Origin of the sequence: Flavobacterium sp., assembly GCF_044361015.1 — a bacterium.
Classification (GTDB): Bacteria; Bacteroidota; Bacteroidia; order Flavobacteriales; family Flavobacteriaceae; genus Flavobacterium.
On record NZ_JBIKJL010000047.1, the window covers coordinates 1 to 18,882 of the forward strand.

Annotated in this window: 16 protein-coding genes; 1 reads left to right on the plus strand and 15 read right to left on the minus strand. The window is 35.9% G+C overall.

All coding sequences use genetic code 11. The annotated features are described in order from the left end of the window. The coding region (locus tag ACIQ2Z_RS10445; RefSeq protein ID WP_396184087.1) for a translation initiation factor at positions 1–275 on the minus strand (275 nt) is incomplete at its 3' end. A gap of 84 nt (positions 276–359) precedes the next feature. Continuing rightward, a complete protein-coding gene (locus ACIQ2Z_RS10450; protein WP_396184088.1) occupies positions 360–1,310 on the minus strand; it encodes an isopenicillin N synthase family dioxygenase in 951 nt (316 codons plus the stop codon). A 188-nt stretch (positions 1,311–1,498) separates the two neighbouring features. On the opposite strand from ACIQ2Z_RS10450, the gene ACIQ2Z_RS10455 reads away from it, so the two are divergent. After that, positions 1,499–3,475, plus strand: coding sequence for a thiamine pyrophosphate-dependent enzyme (locus ACIQ2Z_RS10455; RefSeq protein WP_396184089.1), 1,977 nt, complete (start codon positions 1,499–1,501; stop codon positions 3,473–3,475). A 507-nt stretch (positions 3,476–3,982) separates the two neighbouring features. Here ACIQ2Z_RS10455 and ACIQ2Z_RS10460 read toward each other — a convergent pair. From ACIQ2Z_RS10460 to ACIQ2Z_RS10520, 13 genes are all read right to left on the minus strand, one after another. Further along, the gene (locus tag ACIQ2Z_RS10460) at positions 3,983–4,732 is read right to left on the minus strand and encodes an Asp/Glu racemase (protein WP_396184090.1); all 750 of its coding nucleotides are present in this window, start codon (positions 4,730–4,732) and stop codon (positions 3,983–3,985) included. A 309-nt stretch (positions 4,733–5,041) separates the two neighbouring features. After that, positions 5,042–6,511, minus strand: coding sequence for a hypothetical protein (locus tag ACIQ2Z_RS10465; protein WP_396157467.1), 1,470 nt, complete (start codon positions 6,509–6,511; stop codon positions 5,042–5,044). Between the two features lie 68 nt (positions 6,512–6,579). Continuing rightward, positions 6,580–7,203: a response regulator gene (locus ACIQ2Z_RS10470; protein WP_396157465.1), complete on the minus strand. Its 624-nt coding sequence runs from the start codon at positions 7,201–7,203 to the stop codon at positions 6,580–6,582. Positions 7,204–7,273: 70 nt separating this feature from the next. After that, a complete protein-coding gene (locus ACIQ2Z_RS10475) occupies positions 7,274–8,626 on the minus strand; it encodes a 7TM diverse intracellular signaling domain-containing protein (protein WP_396184091.1) in 1,353 nt (450 codons plus the stop codon). Between the two features lie 38 nt (positions 8,627–8,664). Next, entirely contained in the window at positions 8,665–9,573 is a 909-nt protein-coding gene (locus tag ACIQ2Z_RS10480; RefSeq protein ID WP_396184092.1) for a fumarylacetoacetate hydrolase family protein, read from the minus strand. A gap of 54 nt (positions 9,574–9,627) precedes the next feature. Continuing rightward, positions 9,628–10,335, minus strand: coding sequence for an SIMPL domain-containing protein (locus ACIQ2Z_RS10485; RefSeq protein WP_396184093.1), 708 nt, complete (start codon positions 10,333–10,335; stop codon positions 9,628–9,630). Positions 10,336–10,348: 13 nt separating this feature from the next. Then, entirely contained in the window at positions 10,349–11,458 is a 1,110-nt protein-coding gene (locus tag ACIQ2Z_RS10490) for a cupin domain-containing protein (RefSeq protein WP_396184094.1), read from the minus strand. A 104-nt stretch (positions 11,459–11,562) separates the two neighbouring features. Continuing rightward, a complete protein-coding gene (locus ACIQ2Z_RS10495) occupies positions 11,563–12,546 on the minus strand; it encodes a carbon-nitrogen hydrolase family protein (protein ID WP_396184095.1) in 984 nt (327 codons plus the stop codon). A 179-nt stretch (positions 12,547–12,725) separates the two neighbouring features. Further along, positions 12,726–13,142: an acyl-CoA thioesterase gene (locus tag ACIQ2Z_RS10500; RefSeq protein ID WP_396184096.1), complete on the minus strand. Its 417-nt coding sequence runs from the start codon at positions 13,140–13,142 to the stop codon at positions 12,726–12,728. A 46-nt stretch (positions 13,143–13,188) separates the two neighbouring features. Next, positions 13,189–14,766, minus strand: coding sequence for an AMP-binding protein (locus ACIQ2Z_RS10505; RefSeq protein ID WP_396184097.1), 1,578 nt, complete (start codon positions 14,764–14,766; stop codon positions 13,189–13,191). A 2-nt stretch (positions 14,767–14,768) separates the two neighbouring features. Next, the gene (locus tag ACIQ2Z_RS10510; protein WP_396184098.1) at positions 14,769–15,599 is read right to left on the minus strand and encodes a KilA-N domain-containing protein; all 831 of its coding nucleotides are present in this window, start codon (positions 15,597–15,599) and stop codon (positions 14,769–14,771) included. A gap of 40 nt (positions 15,600–15,639) precedes the next feature. Then, on the minus strand, positions 15,640–17,985 hold the full coding sequence (locus ACIQ2Z_RS10515; protein ID WP_396184099.1) for an FAD-dependent monooxygenase: 2,346 nt from the start codon (positions 17,983–17,985) through the stop codon (positions 15,640–15,642). 241 nt (positions 17,986–18,226) lie between these two features. Then, entirely contained in the window at positions 18,227–18,832 is a 606-nt protein-coding gene (locus tag ACIQ2Z_RS10520) for a flavin reductase family protein (protein WP_396184100.1), read from the minus strand. Positions 18,833–18,882 lie beyond the last annotated feature (50 nt).

The following is an 18,882-nucleotide window of genomic DNA, read 5'->3' on the forward strand; positions in this document are numbered from 1 at the left end:
TCACGGTAATCACCTTGTATGATTATTTCATCATCTTTGAAGCTACCACCAACGGCTAATTTACTCTTAATTTCTTTAGCCAAAATTTTAAAATCTTCCTCTGTGCCTTCATAACCTGAAATAATGGTGGTAGGTTTACCTTTTCGCTTTTCATATTGACAAATCATTGGTTCTTTTTGAACATATAATTCGAGATTTTTTTCCTCAAAAGGTTCCGGTTCATTGGAAACTTCGTGATTGGGGAAGAGTTTTTTGAGTTGTTCTTGTAAATCCATTTATTTAGTTTCTGAGTTTCTGAGCTCCTAAGTTTCTGAGTAAAAAACTCAGTAACTTAGCAACTCAGCTACTTAACTGTTTTATTACTTCTTAATCAATCCCAAATCAACCAACCGTTCATATAAAAAATCACCCGCAGTAATATCATCATATAATTTGGGATGGTTTTCGTCGATGCAGCTTTCCAAACAATTGAGTGGCATATCGCTTACCGGATGCATAAAGAACGGAATCGAATATCTAGAAGTGCCCCATAATTCCCTCGGTGGATTCACTACTTGATGAATGGTTGATTTTAATTTATTATTCGTGTGTCGCGAAAGCATATCGCCCACATTAATCATTAACTCTTCCGGTTCAGCCATAGCATCAATCCATTCGCCGTTGTGGTTTTGCACTTGCAAACCTTTTCCTTGAGCTCCCATCAAAAGGGTAATTAAATTAATGTCACCGTGAGCTGCTGCTCGAACCGCATCTTTGGGTTCGTCTGTGATTGGCGGGTAATGAATCGGTCGTAAAATACTATTACCTTCATGAGCATATTTATCAAAATAGAACTCATCCAAGCCTAAATACAAAGCTAATGCACGAAGCACATAAATACCGGTTTTTTCCAACATTTGATAGGCTTCTTTTCCAATGGTGTTGAACTTTGGAAATTCAGTCACTTCCACATTATTCGGATATTCCGCTGCATATTTGGAATCTTTTTCAACATACTGACCAAAATGCCAAAACTCTTTTAAATCACCTGCCGATCTTCCTTTGGCATGCTCTTTACCAAAGGAAACATAACCTCTTTGACCGCCGATTCCGGGAATTTCATACTTGGATTTGGCTTCCAACGGCAATGAGAAAAAGTTTTTGACTTCCCTATACAAATCTTCTACCAATTGATCATCTAAAAAATGACCTTTTAAGGCTACAAAACCGATATCTGAATAAGCTTTTCCGATTTCATTTACAAATTTTTGTTTGCGTATCGGGTCTTCCGATAGGAAATCACGCAAGTCAACACTAGGAATTTTTTGCATACTAAATGATTAATTGTTAATAACTCAAAGTGAGTTGAATGCTTGTAAATACAAATGTAAATAAATATTTCTATCTGCAAAATTGAAAGTTATGAACATCACTGAAAACCGCTTTTAAAAAAGTATAACAATCTATTTAAAATTTGTTATTTTTTGTACTTTTGGGAGCGTTTAAAAATAGCGATACTATGATTTTTGATAGAAGAGACCTTTCCGACACAACCTTACTTGATTTATATATTCGTTTACTCAAACCTCGTTTAATCGAAGAAAAGATGCTCATTCTGCTTCGTCAGGGAAAAGTCTCTAAATGGTTCTCCGGCATTGGTCAGGAAGCCATTTCGGTAGGCATAACTTCTGCGTTAAACAAAGATGAATACATCCTTCCCATGCATCGTAATTTGGGTGTTTTCACCACGCGGGAAATTCCCCTACACCGATTATTTGCCCAATGGCAAGGCAAGAAAAGCGGTTTCACCAAAGGAAGAGACCGTTCTTTCCATTTCGGTACGCAAGAGTTCAAAATCATTGGAATGATATCGCATTTAGGCCCACAATTGGGCGTGGCCGATGGAATAGCCTTAGCCAATAAGTTAAAGAAAAACGGAAAAATAACTGCCGTATTTACCGGAGAAGGAGCAACCAGCGAAGGGGATTTCCATGAGGCTTTAAACATTGCCGCCGTTTGGGACTTACCCGTGTTGTTTGTCATAGAAAATAATGGATATGGTTTATCAACACCAACAAATGAACAATACCGTTGTACCAATTTAGCAGACAAAGGAATTGGCTATGGTATGGAAAGTCATATTATAGACGGGAATAATATTTTAGAAGTTTATACTAAAGTTTCTGATTTAGCAACGTCGTTGCGAGAAAATCCACGACCTGTTTTGTTGGAGTTTCAAACCTTCAGAATGCGTGGGCATGAAGAGGCTAGTGGAACAAAATATGTTCCGCAGGATTTAATGGATGAGTGGGCTCTAAAAGATCCATTAGACAATTACCGTGAGTATTTAAAAGAAATCGGTTTGCTAACCATTGCTTATGATGAAGCTATCCATACTGCTTACAAACAGGAAATAGATGAAAATATACACATTGCTTTTGACGAACCGGATATTATTGCTGATTTGAGTGAAGAATTAAATGATGTATATAAACCCTATGATTTTGAGGAATTTAAATACGACGATAAAGTTGAGAGCATTCGTGTAATCGATGCCATTACACAAAGTTTAAAACAATCCATGGAACGCCATGCTAACTTAGTTTTAATGGGGCAGGATATTGCCGAATATGGTGGAGCATTTAAAGTGACTGATGGTTTTGTTAATCTCTTTGGAAAAGAACGTGTTCGCAACACACCTATTTGCGAAAGTGCTGTTGTTTCAGCCGGAATGGGCTTGTCCATCAACGGTTATAAAGCCATTGTCGAGATGCAGTTTGCTGATTTCGTATCAACAGGATTCAATCCCATCGTGAATTATTTAGCAAAGGTGCATTACCGCTGGCAGGAAAGTGCCGATGTGGTCGTGCGGATGCCTTGTGGCGGTGGTTCTCAAGCAGGACCGTTTCACTCGCAAACCAACGAGGCTTGGTTCACCAAAACACCCGGATTAAAAGTAGTCTATCCCGCATTTCCATATGATGCAAAAGGACTATTAAACACTGCTATTAACGACCCGAATCCGGTGATGTATTTTGAACACAAGAGCCTTTATCGAAGCATCTATCAAGAAGTTCCCATAGACTATTACACCATTCCGTTTGGTAAAGCCGCTTTATTAAAAGAGGGCTCTCAGGTCACCATCATCTCGTTCGGAGCAGGTGTGCATTGGGCTTTGGAAACACTGGCTCTTCATCCCGAGATTAGTGCCGATTTAGTAGATTTAAGAACCTTACAACCCTTAGATGCCGAAGCAATATATGCTTCCGTCAAGAAAACAAACAAATGCATCATCCTGCAAGAAGACTCCTTGTTTGGCGGAATAGCCAGCGATATATCAGCAATGATTATGGAAAATTGCTTTGAACATTTAGATGGACCTGTTCGCCGAGTAGGCAGTTTAGAATCACCGATACCTTTTGTGAAAGCCTTAGAAGATCAATACATGGCTAAAGGACGATTTGAAAAAGAATTGTTAGAGTTGGTGGCGTATTAGTATAAAGGTTTATTTTTTCAATTGATTTCTAAAACACCCTGTGTAATCAAATTAAAATTTGAACAGAAACAAACGCAATAACAATATTTATAAAAGCAAGTGAAGCATCTGTCGAAACAACTTCATAAAGTTTGATGTGCTTAAGCTTTTTGATGAAATTAGCTTGGTATGAATTTAAAGATATAATTAATTTACCTTATATTAACTAGACCATAGCTTAAAATATCAATACATTTATCTCAATCCTAGTGAAACTGGAGTCGATTTATTCATCGTAATTAAAAACTGGATTGCGAAATATTATTTTAGGGCAAACCAAAGAATAAAAAGAAATCAGCCAATTGATATTTATAAAATGTTTGCTTAATTCAACTAAAAAAATGAAAAAAGTGATCTAAAGATATCGAGGTATTATAGACCTCTTTGTAATACTATTTTGAATCATAAAAAAATCCAAAATCATGATTTTAATGGATTTGGGATTTTTAATTTGATTCTATAGCCTCATTAATACTTTCCATTCAGTAATTCACCACCAATACTCGATTTAGCTTCAATACCTAATTTCTTCATCATTTCATAAGTCGTACAAACCGCAGCAGAGGTCACCGGAATTCCGCACTCGGCTTGAATCAAATCAATGGCTTCCAACGAAGGCATTTGCACACAAGCGGAGGCAACTAAGACATCCACTCCGGTTAAATCCAAACGCTTGTAGATTTCTAGTAAGTTCATAGGGTTTTGTGCCGCCACTTCTAAGTTATCAGGAATTTCCAACGCAATGCTTTCTTTTACCTGAATGCCTTGATCTTCAATGTAATCAACAACTTTGTCGGTCAAAGCTCTCATATACGGTGTAATAATCGATATTTTTTTGGCTCCTAAAACTCTTAAGCCGTTTATTAAAGCCCCGGCAGAAGTCACAATGGGAGTAGGGAAGTCGTTGGCAACAGTTTCCTGATGTAAATTCACTTCCGAAACACAATGATAGCCACGACCCATACTCATGATTGCTACCAAACAAGCATAACCCATGACATCTACATGAGCATCTGAGAGTTCTTGGGCACATTTGAGACTCATGGCGTCCATGGCTTCTAATTCTTCTTTGGTTACTTTTTTCATGCGCATACGGCTGCTGTGAAAAGTGAAGCGTTCTGGTAATATGCTCTCTCTGGCTCTAAAAATGGCTGGAATTTCAGTTTCCATTGTCACATTAGAGGAAGGGACGATTTGACCTATTCTGTATTTTTTCATATCATCAAATTTCAAAAACTTTAGCAATCGAAAGTAGAGAAAATAATTGACGAATTTAAATTATTAATTGAACTTTTAGAATTAGACTAATGTAACGTGAGTTCGATTTAAAATAAATTACTTTTTTTATTGAAAACCTTACGATAGTTAAGGGAATTAAGTAGCATTAATCTTAACAAATCTTAATTTCTTAATGGCTTACAATTTTTTCGTATTTACTTTTTTATGTCACAACAGAAAAAAATAAACTACTTGATTTTAGTTATTAACCGCAATTTTTTAAAAAGCTACTATCGAACCCACGTTAAATTAATTTGTTGGAATCGCTGAAAGTTGATTTTCTGACCAAAAATTGCTTCCTACACCCGACAAACTATATGATGTTGCGACAGAACCATATTTTTGGAGATTTGCCCACATGTAATAGCGTTTAGTAGATCCGCTAGTGTTATTGACTACAGTTTGTCCATTGGCTAAACCAAAATCAGTCGGCCCAGCTAATATGCCTGAAACTAATCCACCAGAAACAATATCAGGATTTGAAACAAATGAATTGCTTACTGATAGTGTTGTTCGTACAAAGATACTTTGACCGCTCGAAAGGGTAGTTGCTCCAGCAAGAAGATAGGTGCCAAATACAATCCACTTACCGGGGGGTAAATCGATATAAACATTACAATAATTCATGGCACTTTGTGTGCCTACGGGAGTTCCGTTGCCAAAGCTAGCACCACCACCAGCAAAGACTCCAATAACAGCAGGTTTTATTGCACTATTGTTGACCCAAGTACCCACTCCATTCGCATCTGAAGCTAAAATTCTTCCTGCTGCTTGAGTTCCATCGGTAATTTTTACTTTTCCTATAACGTCTAGTTTTTGAGCAGGATCTGTAGTTCCAATTCCCATATTACCATCATTAGTAATAACTGCCTTATCGATGTTTCCAACTCTAATGCCAATATACCCTAAACCAGTATTTTCTTTGTTTATTAGAGCAAAGTTCCCATCATTAGAATGTAAAAAACCATATCCAGTTGCGTTTGCTTGGTTTTGATGAGCAAAACCTGCCCAAATACTACCAAAACCCATTTCTCCAATTATCGTATTATTTAAAGTTGCATTTCCTCCTTGAACATCCAGTTTTGTTGAAGGATTTGTTATGCCTATTCCAACATTTCCATTATTCAAAACAGTTAGTTTTGGGGTGTTATTTGTAGTTAAGTGAATCGAGCCAAAATTTCCACTATAAGTACCAAATTCGATGTCATTTGCGTTACCAGCATAACTTCCAAAATAACCCCTATAGATTCCGTTTTCAGCAAAGGAAATAAACAAATCATCGCCACCATCAAAAATTACAGGATTGGATGAACTGGATACAATATGCAAATTTGTAAACGGATTATTGGTGCCAATGCCAACAATATCATTTACGTTAGTTGGATAAAGTTGTCCAAAGGCATTTCTGTTCCACTTTTCATCATTGGTAGAAACTAATTTTGCCCAAAAGGAACCATTCCAATAATAATAACCAACGCCATTTCCGCCAACTAAAAAGGGATTTGTATTGTATACCAAAAGACTTACCGCTGGAGATACTATGGGAGATGTTGAATTTGTGACATCACTTAAACTAACTCTTGGTATAAGAAGTCCAGAAGAATTTGAATTAATATCCAAAATTGAAGACGAATTAGGAGAAGTAGTGCCGATACCAACTTGAGAGTAGCAGTTGATGGTAAAAAAAGCTATAATTAATGAAGTGTAAATCTTTTTCAAAGCTATATTTTTTTAGGTAAACCTATAATAATTAATTAGCTATGTCAATCAACCTTTTGTATCATTTTTTAGCTTTTACCGTATAATTTATTTACAGCTTCGGTTTTGTTTTGAACTTGCAATTTTGAATAAATATGGTTTAAGTGACGTTTGACTGTACTCAGCGAAATAAAGAGTTTGTCAGCAATTTCCTTATAAAGAAATCCTTTACTTAAAAACTCTAATACTTCTAATTCTCTTTTAGAAAGTAAGCTAAGGATTGAATTGTTTGAAATGGTATTAAAAGTTGATAATACTTTTCGAGCAATTTTAGGAGACATTGGGCTACCCCCTTCATGAAGTTCAATTATTGCTTCAATAATTTTTTGTGGGTTTGTATTCTTAAGAATATAACCGCTTGCTCCAGCTTTGAGCGCATCAAATACCTGATCATTATCTTCATAAATCGTAAACATAATAAATTGAATGTTTGGACAACTAATTTTTACTTCTGCTACACAATCTATTCCTGTTTTTTTGGGTAAATTAATATCGGTAATCACCACATCTGGATTTAGGTTGGGCAAAGCGAGTATGGCTTCCTCTGCATTAAAAAAGCATGCCTGTAAATGAAATTTAGGGTCGCTTTCTATAATAGATTGTAAGCCTTTTTGAATTTCAACAATATCTTCAATTATACAAATGTTTATCATTAGCTTTAATTTATAAACAAAATAACTTTTTTTTAAAATTTATGACAATAGTCCTTTTGGTTGATTTTGGTTAAAGCAACTCCTTCAATGGTAAGCTAACTTGAATTGTTGTGCCATTTTGAGATAGAATAGACAACGTACCGTTCATCTTTTTTACTCTTTGTTCCATATTTTTCAAGCCATTATTGACAATTGTGATATTGTTTTGATGAAAACCAACACCATTATCTATGATGTGTATTTCAATCATTTCATCTCTTAGAGTAAAATGAATGTATACTTGATTTGCTTGTGCGTGTTTTACAATATTGTGAAGTGCTTCTTTAATTACCATATAAATACTTCTTCGGTTATTGCCATTGATGTTTACATTTTCGCTATTATCAGGAATACTGATTATTACAGCAATATTATTACTTTCCAGGTACTCCACCGCTTCAATTTTAACAAAAGAAATTAAATCGGCTAGGGTGTTATTATCTTCTTTCATCGCCCATATAATTTCACTCATATTAGTTACTAATTCGGATGAAGTCTGATTGATTTTTCTCAAATTTTCATCGACATCAACTTTAGAAATCGCCATTTGACTTAAATAATTAATTTTAGTTAATCCACTACCCATATCATCATGCATGTCTAGGGCAATTCTATTGCGTTCATTTTCGAGAGCGGTTTGTTTTTCTAAAACAATTTTTTGCATGGCAATGATTTCATTTGCATCTTTTAATAAAGCTAAACTCATACTTTCGAATTGTTTTTTATTCCGATAACTCATTGCTATTGAAAAGAAAATGATATCGATAAAGCTGCCTATCATTAGCCATTCGGGTGGATAAATACTCATGTCGTTAGATAGATTTAGGTTTGATATAAAACTTATAATCCCAAATACAAAATATAGGGCACTACCGATTAATATGAAAAGTTGAAAAGTGATGTGGCGTAATCTGAAACATTGCCACAGCATTATAAACGTGAGGAAAAATATAAAAACACGAATAGCAATAAAGCAAATACCATAATTTTCGAATTTGAAAAAGAGTTTCGCGATAACAAAAATAATTGAGTATCCTATTAAAATCGTGAGAATGGCTATCCAAGAATGATATAAAAACGTATTTTTTGATTTTTTAACTTCAATTGATTGCAGAATAAAGTTAAAATAACTTGCTAAATAAATGATTTGAAATGGTTCGTTTAAATAGTCATAAATAGTTTTTTCAATTTCAGGGTTAGTCCAATAATATATAAACCTTGTCCTTTGTAAAACAAAGACACCTGTAAAAAAAAGATAAAGTAAATAATGAATTAATAGTTCATCACGATTATAAAAATACATGACAATATGATAAATAATAGCCAGAATTACTGCGCCCAGCAATACCACAGCAATTGGAGATTCTATAATTATTTCATGCACCTTTTGTATTTTTTTGAGTAAAATTTATTGCAGCGCTACTATACTTCTTTAACCGTATTTACAATCGTTCCAATACCTTCTACAGTGGCTTCAACCACATCACCATCGTGCAACCATTCTTGAGGATTTCGACCTGCACCAACACCCGAAGGCGTTCCGGTTGCGATAATGTCTCCGGGTTCTAATGTAAATACCGTACTTAAATCTTCAATCAAGTCATTGATGTTAAATAGTAGAAATTGCGTATTAGAGTTTTGTTTTTCTACTCCGTTCAATTTCAATGATAAGTTTAAGTTGTGCGGATTGGGAATCTCATCTTTGGTCACCAAATACGGACCCATCGGTGCAAAGGTGTCCTGACCTTTGGAAACAATCCATTGGCCTTCTCTGCGGCAATCACGTGCAGAGATGTCGTTGATAACCGTATAGCCATACACGTAATCCAACGCATCTTTTTTAGGAACATATTTCCCTTTTTTACCAATAACTACTGCCAATTCCACTTCCCAATCTAATTGTTGGGTTAGTTTTGGATTCATTAAAATATTCGTATTGGTACCCGTAACCGTTGTGGGTGGTTTAGAAAAGATGATTGGTTTTTGGGGTAGTTTGCCTGTGGTGTCCAACGTTCGTGCACTTTCCGCTACATGTTCTGTATAATTTAAACCAATTCCGATGATATTTTTACGTGGACGCTGAATAGGAGCCATGATTTCCACTTCACTGAGTTCATAACCTATTTGCTCGAAGTCAATTTCACGAGTTTCTTTCACCATTTCTGTGATTTCTTCAATGATTTCAAATCCCAGATCTATTAAATCCAACATATCAATTGGCAATGGAAAATTGGATATTTCACCAAAATCTTCCATGTCGATTACTAAGTTGTTATGAAGGAAACCAAGTCTTGGTTGTGAGTTTTCGTATGTATAGGTAAGTAGTTTCATTTTTTTAAAGGTTCTAAGGTACTGAGGAACTAAGGTTCTAAGGTTTGGTTAATGTTATTCAATTTTAAATTTCACAAATACTTCAGATTCAACTTTAATTTTTTCAAATTCTATTTCATCTGCTGCGTATTCATATTTGGATTCTAACAAACTTACATTTCCTCTAATCGTAACACCGGCAACTCTTCCTTGCAATACATTTGTTATGTTACTATTTGTATCTGACACATAAATTGCCGTTCCTACTTTTTGATTAAGTGGTATTAACATAGCAACAGCACTTTGTTTTGCTTTCAAAACAGCTCTACCTTTTAATTCTAATTTTAATTCCTCCATTTTAGAATATTCTGTTCTGTCGAGTAGTATATTTGAAATATTTTCTTTTTCCAATTCAATAATAATTCTTCCTGCCGTTTTTGCATCATAAACTAGCACGGAATACATTTTAGCTTTCTGAACATCTTGTTGTTTTAGAAAATACTTTTTAAAATCACTTGATAAATCCGTTAATATTAACTGTTTCGAGACATCAATTCCCATAGCTTTCAATTTGTTAACCATTTTTGTTTCTAACTCTTCTAAAGATATTTTTCCCTTTGTATCTTTTTCAGTTAATAGAATGGTTAAATAAATTTTATCAGGAATCACCAAAGTATCTACTTTCGCTGAGGTTTCCAAGTAAGGTAAATCAATGAAATTCTTTGTTTGAGAACAAACAGAAAGAATCGGTAGTAGGAATAGAAACAAAATTATTTTTTTCATAGTTAGTTTTTTTTTACGAAAGTTTTTGATAACCGTTGTTCTCCGTTAATTCTTTTTCCTGATACAATCCTAATTTTTCAATCACCGGTAAATCATTAAATGAAAACAGACAAGCATCTTCCGAATCGGAGGCATTGTGGTGTTCGTGCCAAGCCCAAGAAGGAACACAGAATATATCGCGTTCTTTCCAATCAAATCGTTGTCCGTTGATGATGGAATACCCTTTTCCTTTGGCACATTGGTACACAAACGAACCGGTATGCTTGTGAGCTTTTCCTCTGAAACTGGCGGGTAATAATTGCATCGAAGCTCCCATCGTTTGCATCACATGACCTCCCGTTAGCGGATTGGAATACTTCATGAAAAGTCCGTCAAACGAATTAACTTCATTTACTTTTTGAGTTTCCAACAAAGCCGGATATACTTTTGACCAAGAGTATTTAAAAAGTGGCGAATAGGGTTTGTCCCAAGTTTTATCCGCTGGAATCAGTCCAGCACAACCATACGTTATCGGTGAATAGTTTACCGAGGCAACCAATTCCTGTTTGCCATCATAAACCGCATAATCATTGGCTTCCAAGGCGTTTACGAGTGGAATATCGAGTCCGTCTTGCCAAATGCAGGTTTTTCCGCCTTCTTCCACACCGTGTTCATGCCATGTGGAATTGGGAGTAATCACAAAATCATTGACTTCCAACATGATTTTATTGCCATCTACCACGGTATAACCTTTTTCACCTTCCATGATAAAGCGTAGGGCAGAGGCACGATGGCGGTGAGCAGAGGTAAATTCACCTGGACGTGTGACTTGAATTCCGGTGTAGAGCCAACCTACAGCGGCAGCTAGGTCTTTTCGTTTGTCATTCACCAGATACACCACTCGGCGTCCTGCTTGTTCCGGAGTTACTAGTTCGGATGATTTAAGTACCAAAGACCGTAAATTGTCGTATTTCCAAAGCATCGGAACAGAGTAGGCTCGTGGCTCCCAAGGTTCGATATCGTTGGCTACCGTCCATAAAGCACCGGCACCAAGGCTTTCTAATTCTTTATAATAGGCTTCGAGTTCGGGCGAATCTTGTACTCGAGCTCTTCCGTATTGGTCGTCTGAATGTTTTGCGTCCATTTCTTACTATATTACTTTACAGTATACAATTATACATTATACAATAGTCTTAATACTTAATACTTCAATCTTAATACTTACTACCACAATCTTACTACTTAGCACTACCTTCTAGTAAACTCCTCATGATTATCAATAAACGTAATCTTTCTCGTAGGTGCGGTATTTACACGTAAATCAAAGATATCAAATCGATTGTAATGTCCCAAAATATCGTGCATTTGTTTAGGTTGAATGCATTTTTCCAAGTCGATATTGGCATACACAATTCCTTCATCATCAATTAATGGTTCGCCCACAACAGCTCCGTTTGGACCGATAATTCCGGAGAAAGCGGAACTTTTGCGGGTCAATAGTTCTTCGATATTCGGGACATCGGGTTTTAAAGCGTCCATTATTTCTTTGGAAATAGTTGAGCAAGAAACTACTGTAAATAGCTTTCCTTCAAACGAATGTGCAGCGGCACGTATTTTAATCGCTTCCGCCATGTTATAATCGGGTGGAGCCACAGGGAGTGAAATATAATTGGCAATGTGAATCAATTCGCCTTGTGATAATAACGTAAATCGTGCTAACGTATTAGTATTTTCGCCACAAGCTAAGGTACCGATGGGACCTATTTCTGTTTTATAAACTTTTAAAGACGAACCATCACCGCTTGACCATGTGAGTTTCTCTGCCCAAGTAGGAACTAACTTCCGGTGTTTTCCGATGAGATTTCCATTATTATCGATGATGAGATTGGTGTTGTAAATTTCGCCATAACTATCGCCACGTTCATTGATTCCGATAATAACATGCATATTGAAATCTTTCGCCGCTTTGAATAGTGGTTTCATCGACTCATCGGTAACTGCGACTGAATTTTTATATAATTGTTCGTACCATTTACTGCCTTGCACGGGTGTCATAATCCAGTTCCAATAAGGATATCCGGCGACAAACACTTCCGGGAAAGCAATTAATTGAGCACCATTTGAACTTGCTTCTTTGATGAAAGAAATGGCTTTTTCAATGGTTTTTTCAACGTTTAAAAAAACTGGGGAAGTTTGGACGGCGGCGGCTTTGAATTTGTGGAATTGAATCATGATTGTTATCTTTTTTTGAACACAGATTAATAAAATTTGAAAAATCTTTAAAATTTATTTTTTTTATTTCTCTAATTTTCAAAATCAGTGTTCCTTTTTTTAAGTTTTGAACACAGATCTAAGAAATTTTTAAAATTATTTTTTCAATTTCTTCAATTTTTAAAATCCGTGTTCCAATTTTATATTTTGAAATTTGAAATTTTCCCCTTCATTTCTTCAGTAAAACCTTCCGCTTTGATTTTCTCACGGTTTTCGGCGATTTTTACATTCACGAGGGTAACTTCGCCTTCTAAAACAATTGCGTCGTTTCCATTAACGAATTGAAATCCGCACAACACAGAGGAGTTTCTGAGTTCAATTACCCACAATTTTTTGGTTAAAACTTCGCCTAAACGAGCAGGATTTTTAAACTGTATCTTCAAATCAACTGTTGGAATACCGTTCGTTTCATGCATTTTAGAAAAAGGGCGGTCGAGTGCTTCTTCAAACCAATCTTCTACTAAATCATTGAGCATTTCCAGAAAACGCGGATAGAACACAATGCCTGCGTAGTCGATGTGTTTGAATTTTATTTTTTCTAGTTTGGTGAAAATCATACTATTTGTAATATCTTAATACTTAATACTCTCATTTTAATACTCCTTACTTCAGCTTAAACCTCTGTATTTTCCCCGTCTCCGTTTTTGGTAAATCCTCCGTAAAATAAATCACTCTCGGGTATTTATATGGAGCGGCTATTTCTTTGAACCAGTGTTGGATATGGTTTTTCATGTTATCTGTTGCTTTATCTCTATCTTTCAATACGATATGAGCACAAACCAACATGCCACGTGCGTCATCGGGTAAACCCACTACGGCACATTCAAGAATATCTTCGTGGGTTAAAAGTACGGATTCTACTTCAATTGCCGCAATATTATAGCCGGAAGATATGATCATATCGTCCCCACGAGCCACAAACCAGAAGTAACCGTCTTCATCTTGTTTGAAAATATCTCCGGTTATGTTCCAACCATTTTGAACGTATTCTTGCTGTTTTTCACTCCGATTTAAGTATTTACAACCCGTGATTCCACGAACGGCTAAACGGCCGGGTTCATTGGTTAAAACTTCATTTCCATCATTGTCAATTATTTTTGCTTCATAACCTGTGATAGCTTGACCGGTTGAGCCTGGTTTCATGTTCGCTTCGTTCGAAGAAATAAAAATGTGTAGCATTTCTGTCGCACCAATTCCATCAATAATTTTTAAACCGGTGGCGTTGTACCAATCTTCCCAAACTTTTAATGGCAAGGTTTCTCCGGCAGAGACACATTTGCGTAAGCTGGAAATATCATAGTCTTTCACTTTTGTAGTGATGATTCGCCAAGCTGTTGGAGCCGTGAAACAAATGGTGATTTTATGGTCTTGAATGGCTTGCAGCAAAATATCCGGTGTAGGTTTTTCAATCAAAAATGTGGAAGCACCAAAATATAAAGGAAACAGTACCAATCCGCCTAATCCAAAGGTAAAACCGATGGGTGGACTTCCGGTAAAAACATCTTTTGCAGTGGGTTGAAGCGAATAGTTTGGAAAAGCCTCGCAGATGTTTAATATATCTTTGTGGTAATGAGCCGTCATTTTAGGCAAACCGGTTGTTCCGGAAGTAAATCCTATTAACGCCACACTATCAGCTTTGGAGTGAAAGTTATCAAATGTTTTTGGTTTGGTTGCCATCAAATGTTCTAATTGTGCATTGCCATAGAAACAGGTTTTTTGTAAAAAGGATGATTTTACCAAATGCATTTCTTCCTCCAGTTCTTTATCGCACAAGGCAATAGCAATCTCAGCACAATCGATAATGGTGTTTAATTCTTTGGATCGAAGCAAAGGCATAGTGGCAACTACAATTCCTCCCGCTTTTAAAACAGCAAACCAGCAAGCGACCATCATGGGATTATTGGCTGAACGTAACAAAACCCGATTTCCGGATTGCAGACTCAAATCGTCAACTAATACATGAGCAATTTGATTCGCTTTTTCATATAACGCTTGATACGTCCAGGTTTCTTCAAACGTATGAAGGCAAGGTGAATTTCCATTCCCATTTTTGATGTGAAAATCCAAAAGACGTTCGACACAATTGAGCATTTCGGTTTCGTACTTTCCTTTTAAATAGGTGGGTTGCAAGTCGATGCTTGGTAAGGAATTGTGAGCGAAGTTATCTGTGTAATCTTTCATTGCTATTCAATTAATTTTTCAATATTTTTATTAGTAGAAATTGATTTTAATTGAACAATTGCAATGTGATTTAGCTTTAATAATCTTTCTTTTTGAATTAATTTCATTCGGATAAATTCAGCATTTAAGCTTTCAATATTTGCTAATACTAACAGTTGTTCAATTGTTGCATAATCCCGAATATTTCCTTCTGATTTTGGATTTTCATCACGACATTGTTTTGCTGTTTTTCCAAATAAAGCAACATTTAAAACATCTGCTTCGCTTGCATAAACATAATTTGCTTGTTCTTTAGTGATATTGTTCGGAATAATATGTTCTTTAATAGCATCTGTATGAATTCGATAATTGAGTTTGGATAAAGTTCTATTCACATTCCACTCCAAAGACATCTTATTATTTTCGTCTTCTTTTAATCGTTGAAATTCTTTAATTAGATAAAGCTTGAATGCAGCAGAAATCCAAGAAGCAAATTCAAATGCAATGTCTTTATGTGCATAAGTTCCACCGTATCTGCCTGTTTTAGATATTATTCCAATTGCATTTGTGGATTCTATCCATCTTTTTGGAGTTAAAGAAAAACTATTTGAACCTGCTAAATTTTTAATTCCATCGAATTCGATGGAATTAAAATTTGGGTTATTAAGTTGTTCCCATAGACCAATAAATTCAATTGTACTTCTATTACGCAACCAATTTTGAAGAATATAATCACTTCGCTCTGCATCACGCTGACGTGCGATATCAGTAATTGAAATAAAGTCTTCATTGTTTTTAAAAACAATAGTTATTTCTAAACCTTGAACTTCTATTTTAGATTTTTTTTCTTTCATTTTCTTTAGTTGCAAAGAAACTGAGTTGCTGAGATTTAAATTAATCTTTCTTATTACTCTTCGGCTTTAAAGCTTTTTTCATTCCTTCCATCTGTTTGCGTTCTGAAGCTTTCAATGGATACAAATGCGAACTTCCCATTTTATATTGTAATGGAATAGCGTCCGTTTTTACATTTTCATAGGCTTGAGCATTTCTAACAAAATTCGCATCGGCTAATAAAGGTCGGCCCAACGCTACCAAATCAGCTCTACGATTTAAAATGATGGTGTTGATTTGATCAATGTCTTGAATGTAACCTGCGGTTATCGTTGGAATGTGAACCGTATTTCGAACCAAATCTGAAAAAGGTGTTTGCCACATTCTGCCCATTTGCGGTTTTTGGTTTTCTACTGTATTTCCGGTGGAAACGTTGATGATATCAGCACCGGCATTTTTGAAAGCGTTGGCAATATAAATTACCACTTCTTCAGAAATGCCATTTTCTGCCCAATCGGAAGCGGAAACACGAACCGACATGGGTTTATGTGGAGGAAAAACATTTCGCATTTCCATAAAAACTCGTAATGGGAATTTGATTCGGTTTTCAATAGTTCCTCCAAATTCATCACTACGTGTATTTGTCAATGGTGATAAAAACGAAGCCAATAAAAATCCGTGATGCCCTTGTAATTCGATTAAATCAAAACCGGCTTGTTCAGCTTTTTTAGTAGCTTGGACAAATTCAGCAGTAATTTGATTCATATCATCCAAAGTCATTTCCTTCGGAGTTGCCATTTTGGAATGGAATGGAATAGGAGAGGCAGCAAGTAATTCCCAAGCCTTTTCAATTGGTTCGTTTTGTCCTTCCCATGGTTTTTTAATCGCTCCTTTTCGTCCGGAATGTCCGAGTTGGATTCCGATTTTAGTTTGTGTATGTTGATGAATAAAATCTGTTATTTTTTTCCATTCAATTACTTGATTTTCATCATAAATACCTGTACAACCTAAAGTGATACGTCCGGATGCTGAAACAGCTGTCATTTCGGTTACAATTAATCCAACTCCACCGGTGGCTCGACTTCCATAGTGTACTAAATGCCAATCGTTAACCAAACCATTTTCGGCAGAATATTGTCCCATCGGAGCCATTACAATCCGGTTTGCCAATTCTAATTCCCTTAACTTGAAAGGTGTAAAAGCAGCCGATTTTGAGTTGGGAGTTGGGAGTTGGGGGTTTTGAGTTTCAAAAAATTCATTTACAACTTTATCCGTAAATGATTTGTCTCTAATTTGAAGATTTTCAAACGTCACTTTTTTGGAACGAGTCATGCAACCAAAGGCAAACTGATAGAAAGGATGTTGCATGTGTCGATCCATATTTTCAAACCAATCTAAGGAAACGAGAGCGGCATACTGAATCATTTCTACCGTATTTCTGCGAGTTTTGTCATAGTGTTCAAAAGCTGCTTGCACATTATTGGGGTTTGCAATTACGGCATCGGATAAACCGATTGCTGAATCCATAGCTAATTTGGTTCCCGAACCAATGGAGTAGTGGGCGGTTGCTTTGGCATCGCCTAATAAAACAATGTTGTTGTGCGACCATCTTTCATTGGTCACGTGCGGAAATTGTCGCCAATGTGATTTGTTGGAAATGAGCGAATGTCCGTCCAACTCTTCTTTAAAAATCTCTGCTATTTTTTTAATCGTATCTTCTTCGTTGGTGACTTCAAAGCCGATATTTTGCCAAGTTTCATCACTACATTCAAAAATCCACGTGCTCATTCCCTCTTCGTATTGATAGGTGTGAGCGACAATGGTTCCGAAAGGGGTTGTTCTGAAAAAATAGGTAAACGCATCCAAAGGCTTAGTCGATCCCAACCATACAAAACGGTTTTTCTTGAGTTCGATTTTGGTGCCAAATTCGGATGCAAATTGTGTTCGTATGGTACTTCCAATTCCGTCGCAAGCTACGATGATATCAGAATCAGCAAACTGACTTAAATCGTCTACATTTTGTTCAAAATGCAGATTCACACCTTCTTCACGGCAACGTTGATGTAATAATTTTAGCAATGTTTTTCGTGAACAGCCGCAAAAACCATTTCCGGAGATACTCACGTTTTGTCCGTCACGAGCTACTATAATATCATCCCAATAGGCAAATTCACTTCGAATGAGTTCATAGGATTGTAAGTCACGCATTAAAAATTCGCCCAAAGTCTCATCAGAGAATACTACGCCAAAACCGAAACTATCTTCGGGTTTGTTGCGTTCGTATACATCAATTTGGCAATGAGGCATTGCTTTTTTGGTTAGTATGGAAAAGTAGAGTCCGCCCGGTCCGCCGCCGATTACGGTTATTTTTAGCCCCCTAACCCCCGAAGGGGGAATGATTGTGTTCATTGTAGTTTTTATTTAATTTTTATATTTCTCAAATTTCATAAATCGGTAGTCTGTATTTTTTGAACACAGATTAAAGAAATTTATAAAATTTTAAAAATCAATTTAGTTTTTAATTTTTCAGATTTCTCCAATTTTTAAAATCCGTGTTCTCTCATTTGAACACCGATTAAAGAAATTTATAAAATTTTAAAAATTCTATTCTTTTAATTTCTCCAATTTTTAAAATCCGTGTTCCTAAATTTTACGCTCTTTTAATTGAAAAAAGCTCCCCCAACGTACTATAATTAGAACCCGCCAAACGAGCCACCGGTTTATATACATCTAAATTGATGCGGTTATTTTCCATCAAAATAGTATCGTCAATATGAATGGTTTTTATTTTGCCAATGACAATACAAGCTCCGCCTCCCTCATTATTGTCGATAAAATAATGATGAATCATTTCGCATTCCAAATGAATGGGACTTTCCTTAACGCGTTTAGGTTTTATGGAAGTCGAATCAATCGGTGTTAAGTTGGCCAATTCAAATTCATCTACAATGGCATCCACAGCTTCAGAAGTGGCATTCATTTGTTCCACAACGTCTAACGTAACCAAATTCACAACAAATTGGCCGTTTTGCAGAACATTATTTAATGTGTCTTTATTTTTGTTATTGTCTCTTCTGGTGGAAAACATCACACAAGGTGGATCGCTCGAAACCATATTAAAATAGGAAAAAGGAGCAAGGTTGCTGATTCCGTTACCATCTATTGTTGAAATCCAACCAATGGGTCGTGGAATGATGATTCCCGTTAACAATTTGTATAAAACAGAAGCATCTGTTTTGTTTGTTTCAAATAGCATGAGTCAGTTTTGTTTTTACAAATTAAAGAAAATAGTAGCGATGTTTGATG

Coding starts and splice junctions, on each gene's coding strand:
- ACIQ2Z_RS10470 (WP_396157465.1), bottom strand. CDS start 7,203: ATGATAAACATTTGTATAATTGAAGATATTGTTGAAATTCAAAAAGGC.
- ACIQ2Z_RS10495 (WP_396184095.1), bottom strand. CDS start 12,546: ATGATTCAATTCCACAAATTCAAAGCCGCCGCCGTCCAAACTTCCCCA.
- ACIQ2Z_RS10520 (WP_396184100.1), bottom strand. CDS start 18,832: ATGCTATTTGAAACAAACAAAACAGATGCTTCTGTTTTATACAAATTG.
- ACIQ2Z_RS10460 (WP_396184090.1), bottom strand. CDS start 4,732: ATGAAAAAATACAGAATAGGTCAAATCGTCCCTTCCTCTAATGTGACA.
- ACIQ2Z_RS10510 (WP_396184098.1), bottom strand. CDS start 15,599: ATGAAAGAAAAAAAATCTAAAATAGAAGTTCAAGGTTTAGAAATAACT.
- ACIQ2Z_RS10515 (WP_396184099.1), bottom strand. CDS start 17,985: ATGAACACAATCATTCCCCCTTCGGGGGTTAGGGGGCTAAAAATAACC.
- ACIQ2Z_RS10500 (WP_396184096.1), bottom strand. CDS start 13,142: ATGATTTTCACCAAACTAGAAAAAATAAAATTCAAACACATCGACTAC.
- ACIQ2Z_RS10455 (WP_396184089.1), top strand. CDS start 1,499: ATGATTTTTGATAGAAGAGACCTTTCCGACACAACCTTACTTGATTTA.
- ACIQ2Z_RS10450 (WP_396184088.1), bottom strand. CDS start 1,310: ATGCAAAAAATTCCTAGTGTTGACTTGCGTGATTTCCTATCGGAAGAC.
- ACIQ2Z_RS10505 (WP_396184097.1), bottom strand. CDS start 14,766: ATGAAAGATTACACAGATAACTTCGCTCACAATTCCTTACCAAGCATC.
- ACIQ2Z_RS10480 (WP_396184092.1), bottom strand. CDS start 9,573: ATGAAACTACTTACCTATACATACGAAAACTCACAACCAAGACTTGGT.
- ACIQ2Z_RS10490 (WP_396184094.1), bottom strand. CDS start 11,458: ATGGACGCAAAACATTCAGACGACCAATACGGAAGAGCTCGAGTACAA.
- ACIQ2Z_RS10485 (WP_396184093.1), bottom strand. CDS start 10,335: ATGAAAAAAATAATTTTGTTTCTATTCCTACTACCGATTCTTTCTGTT.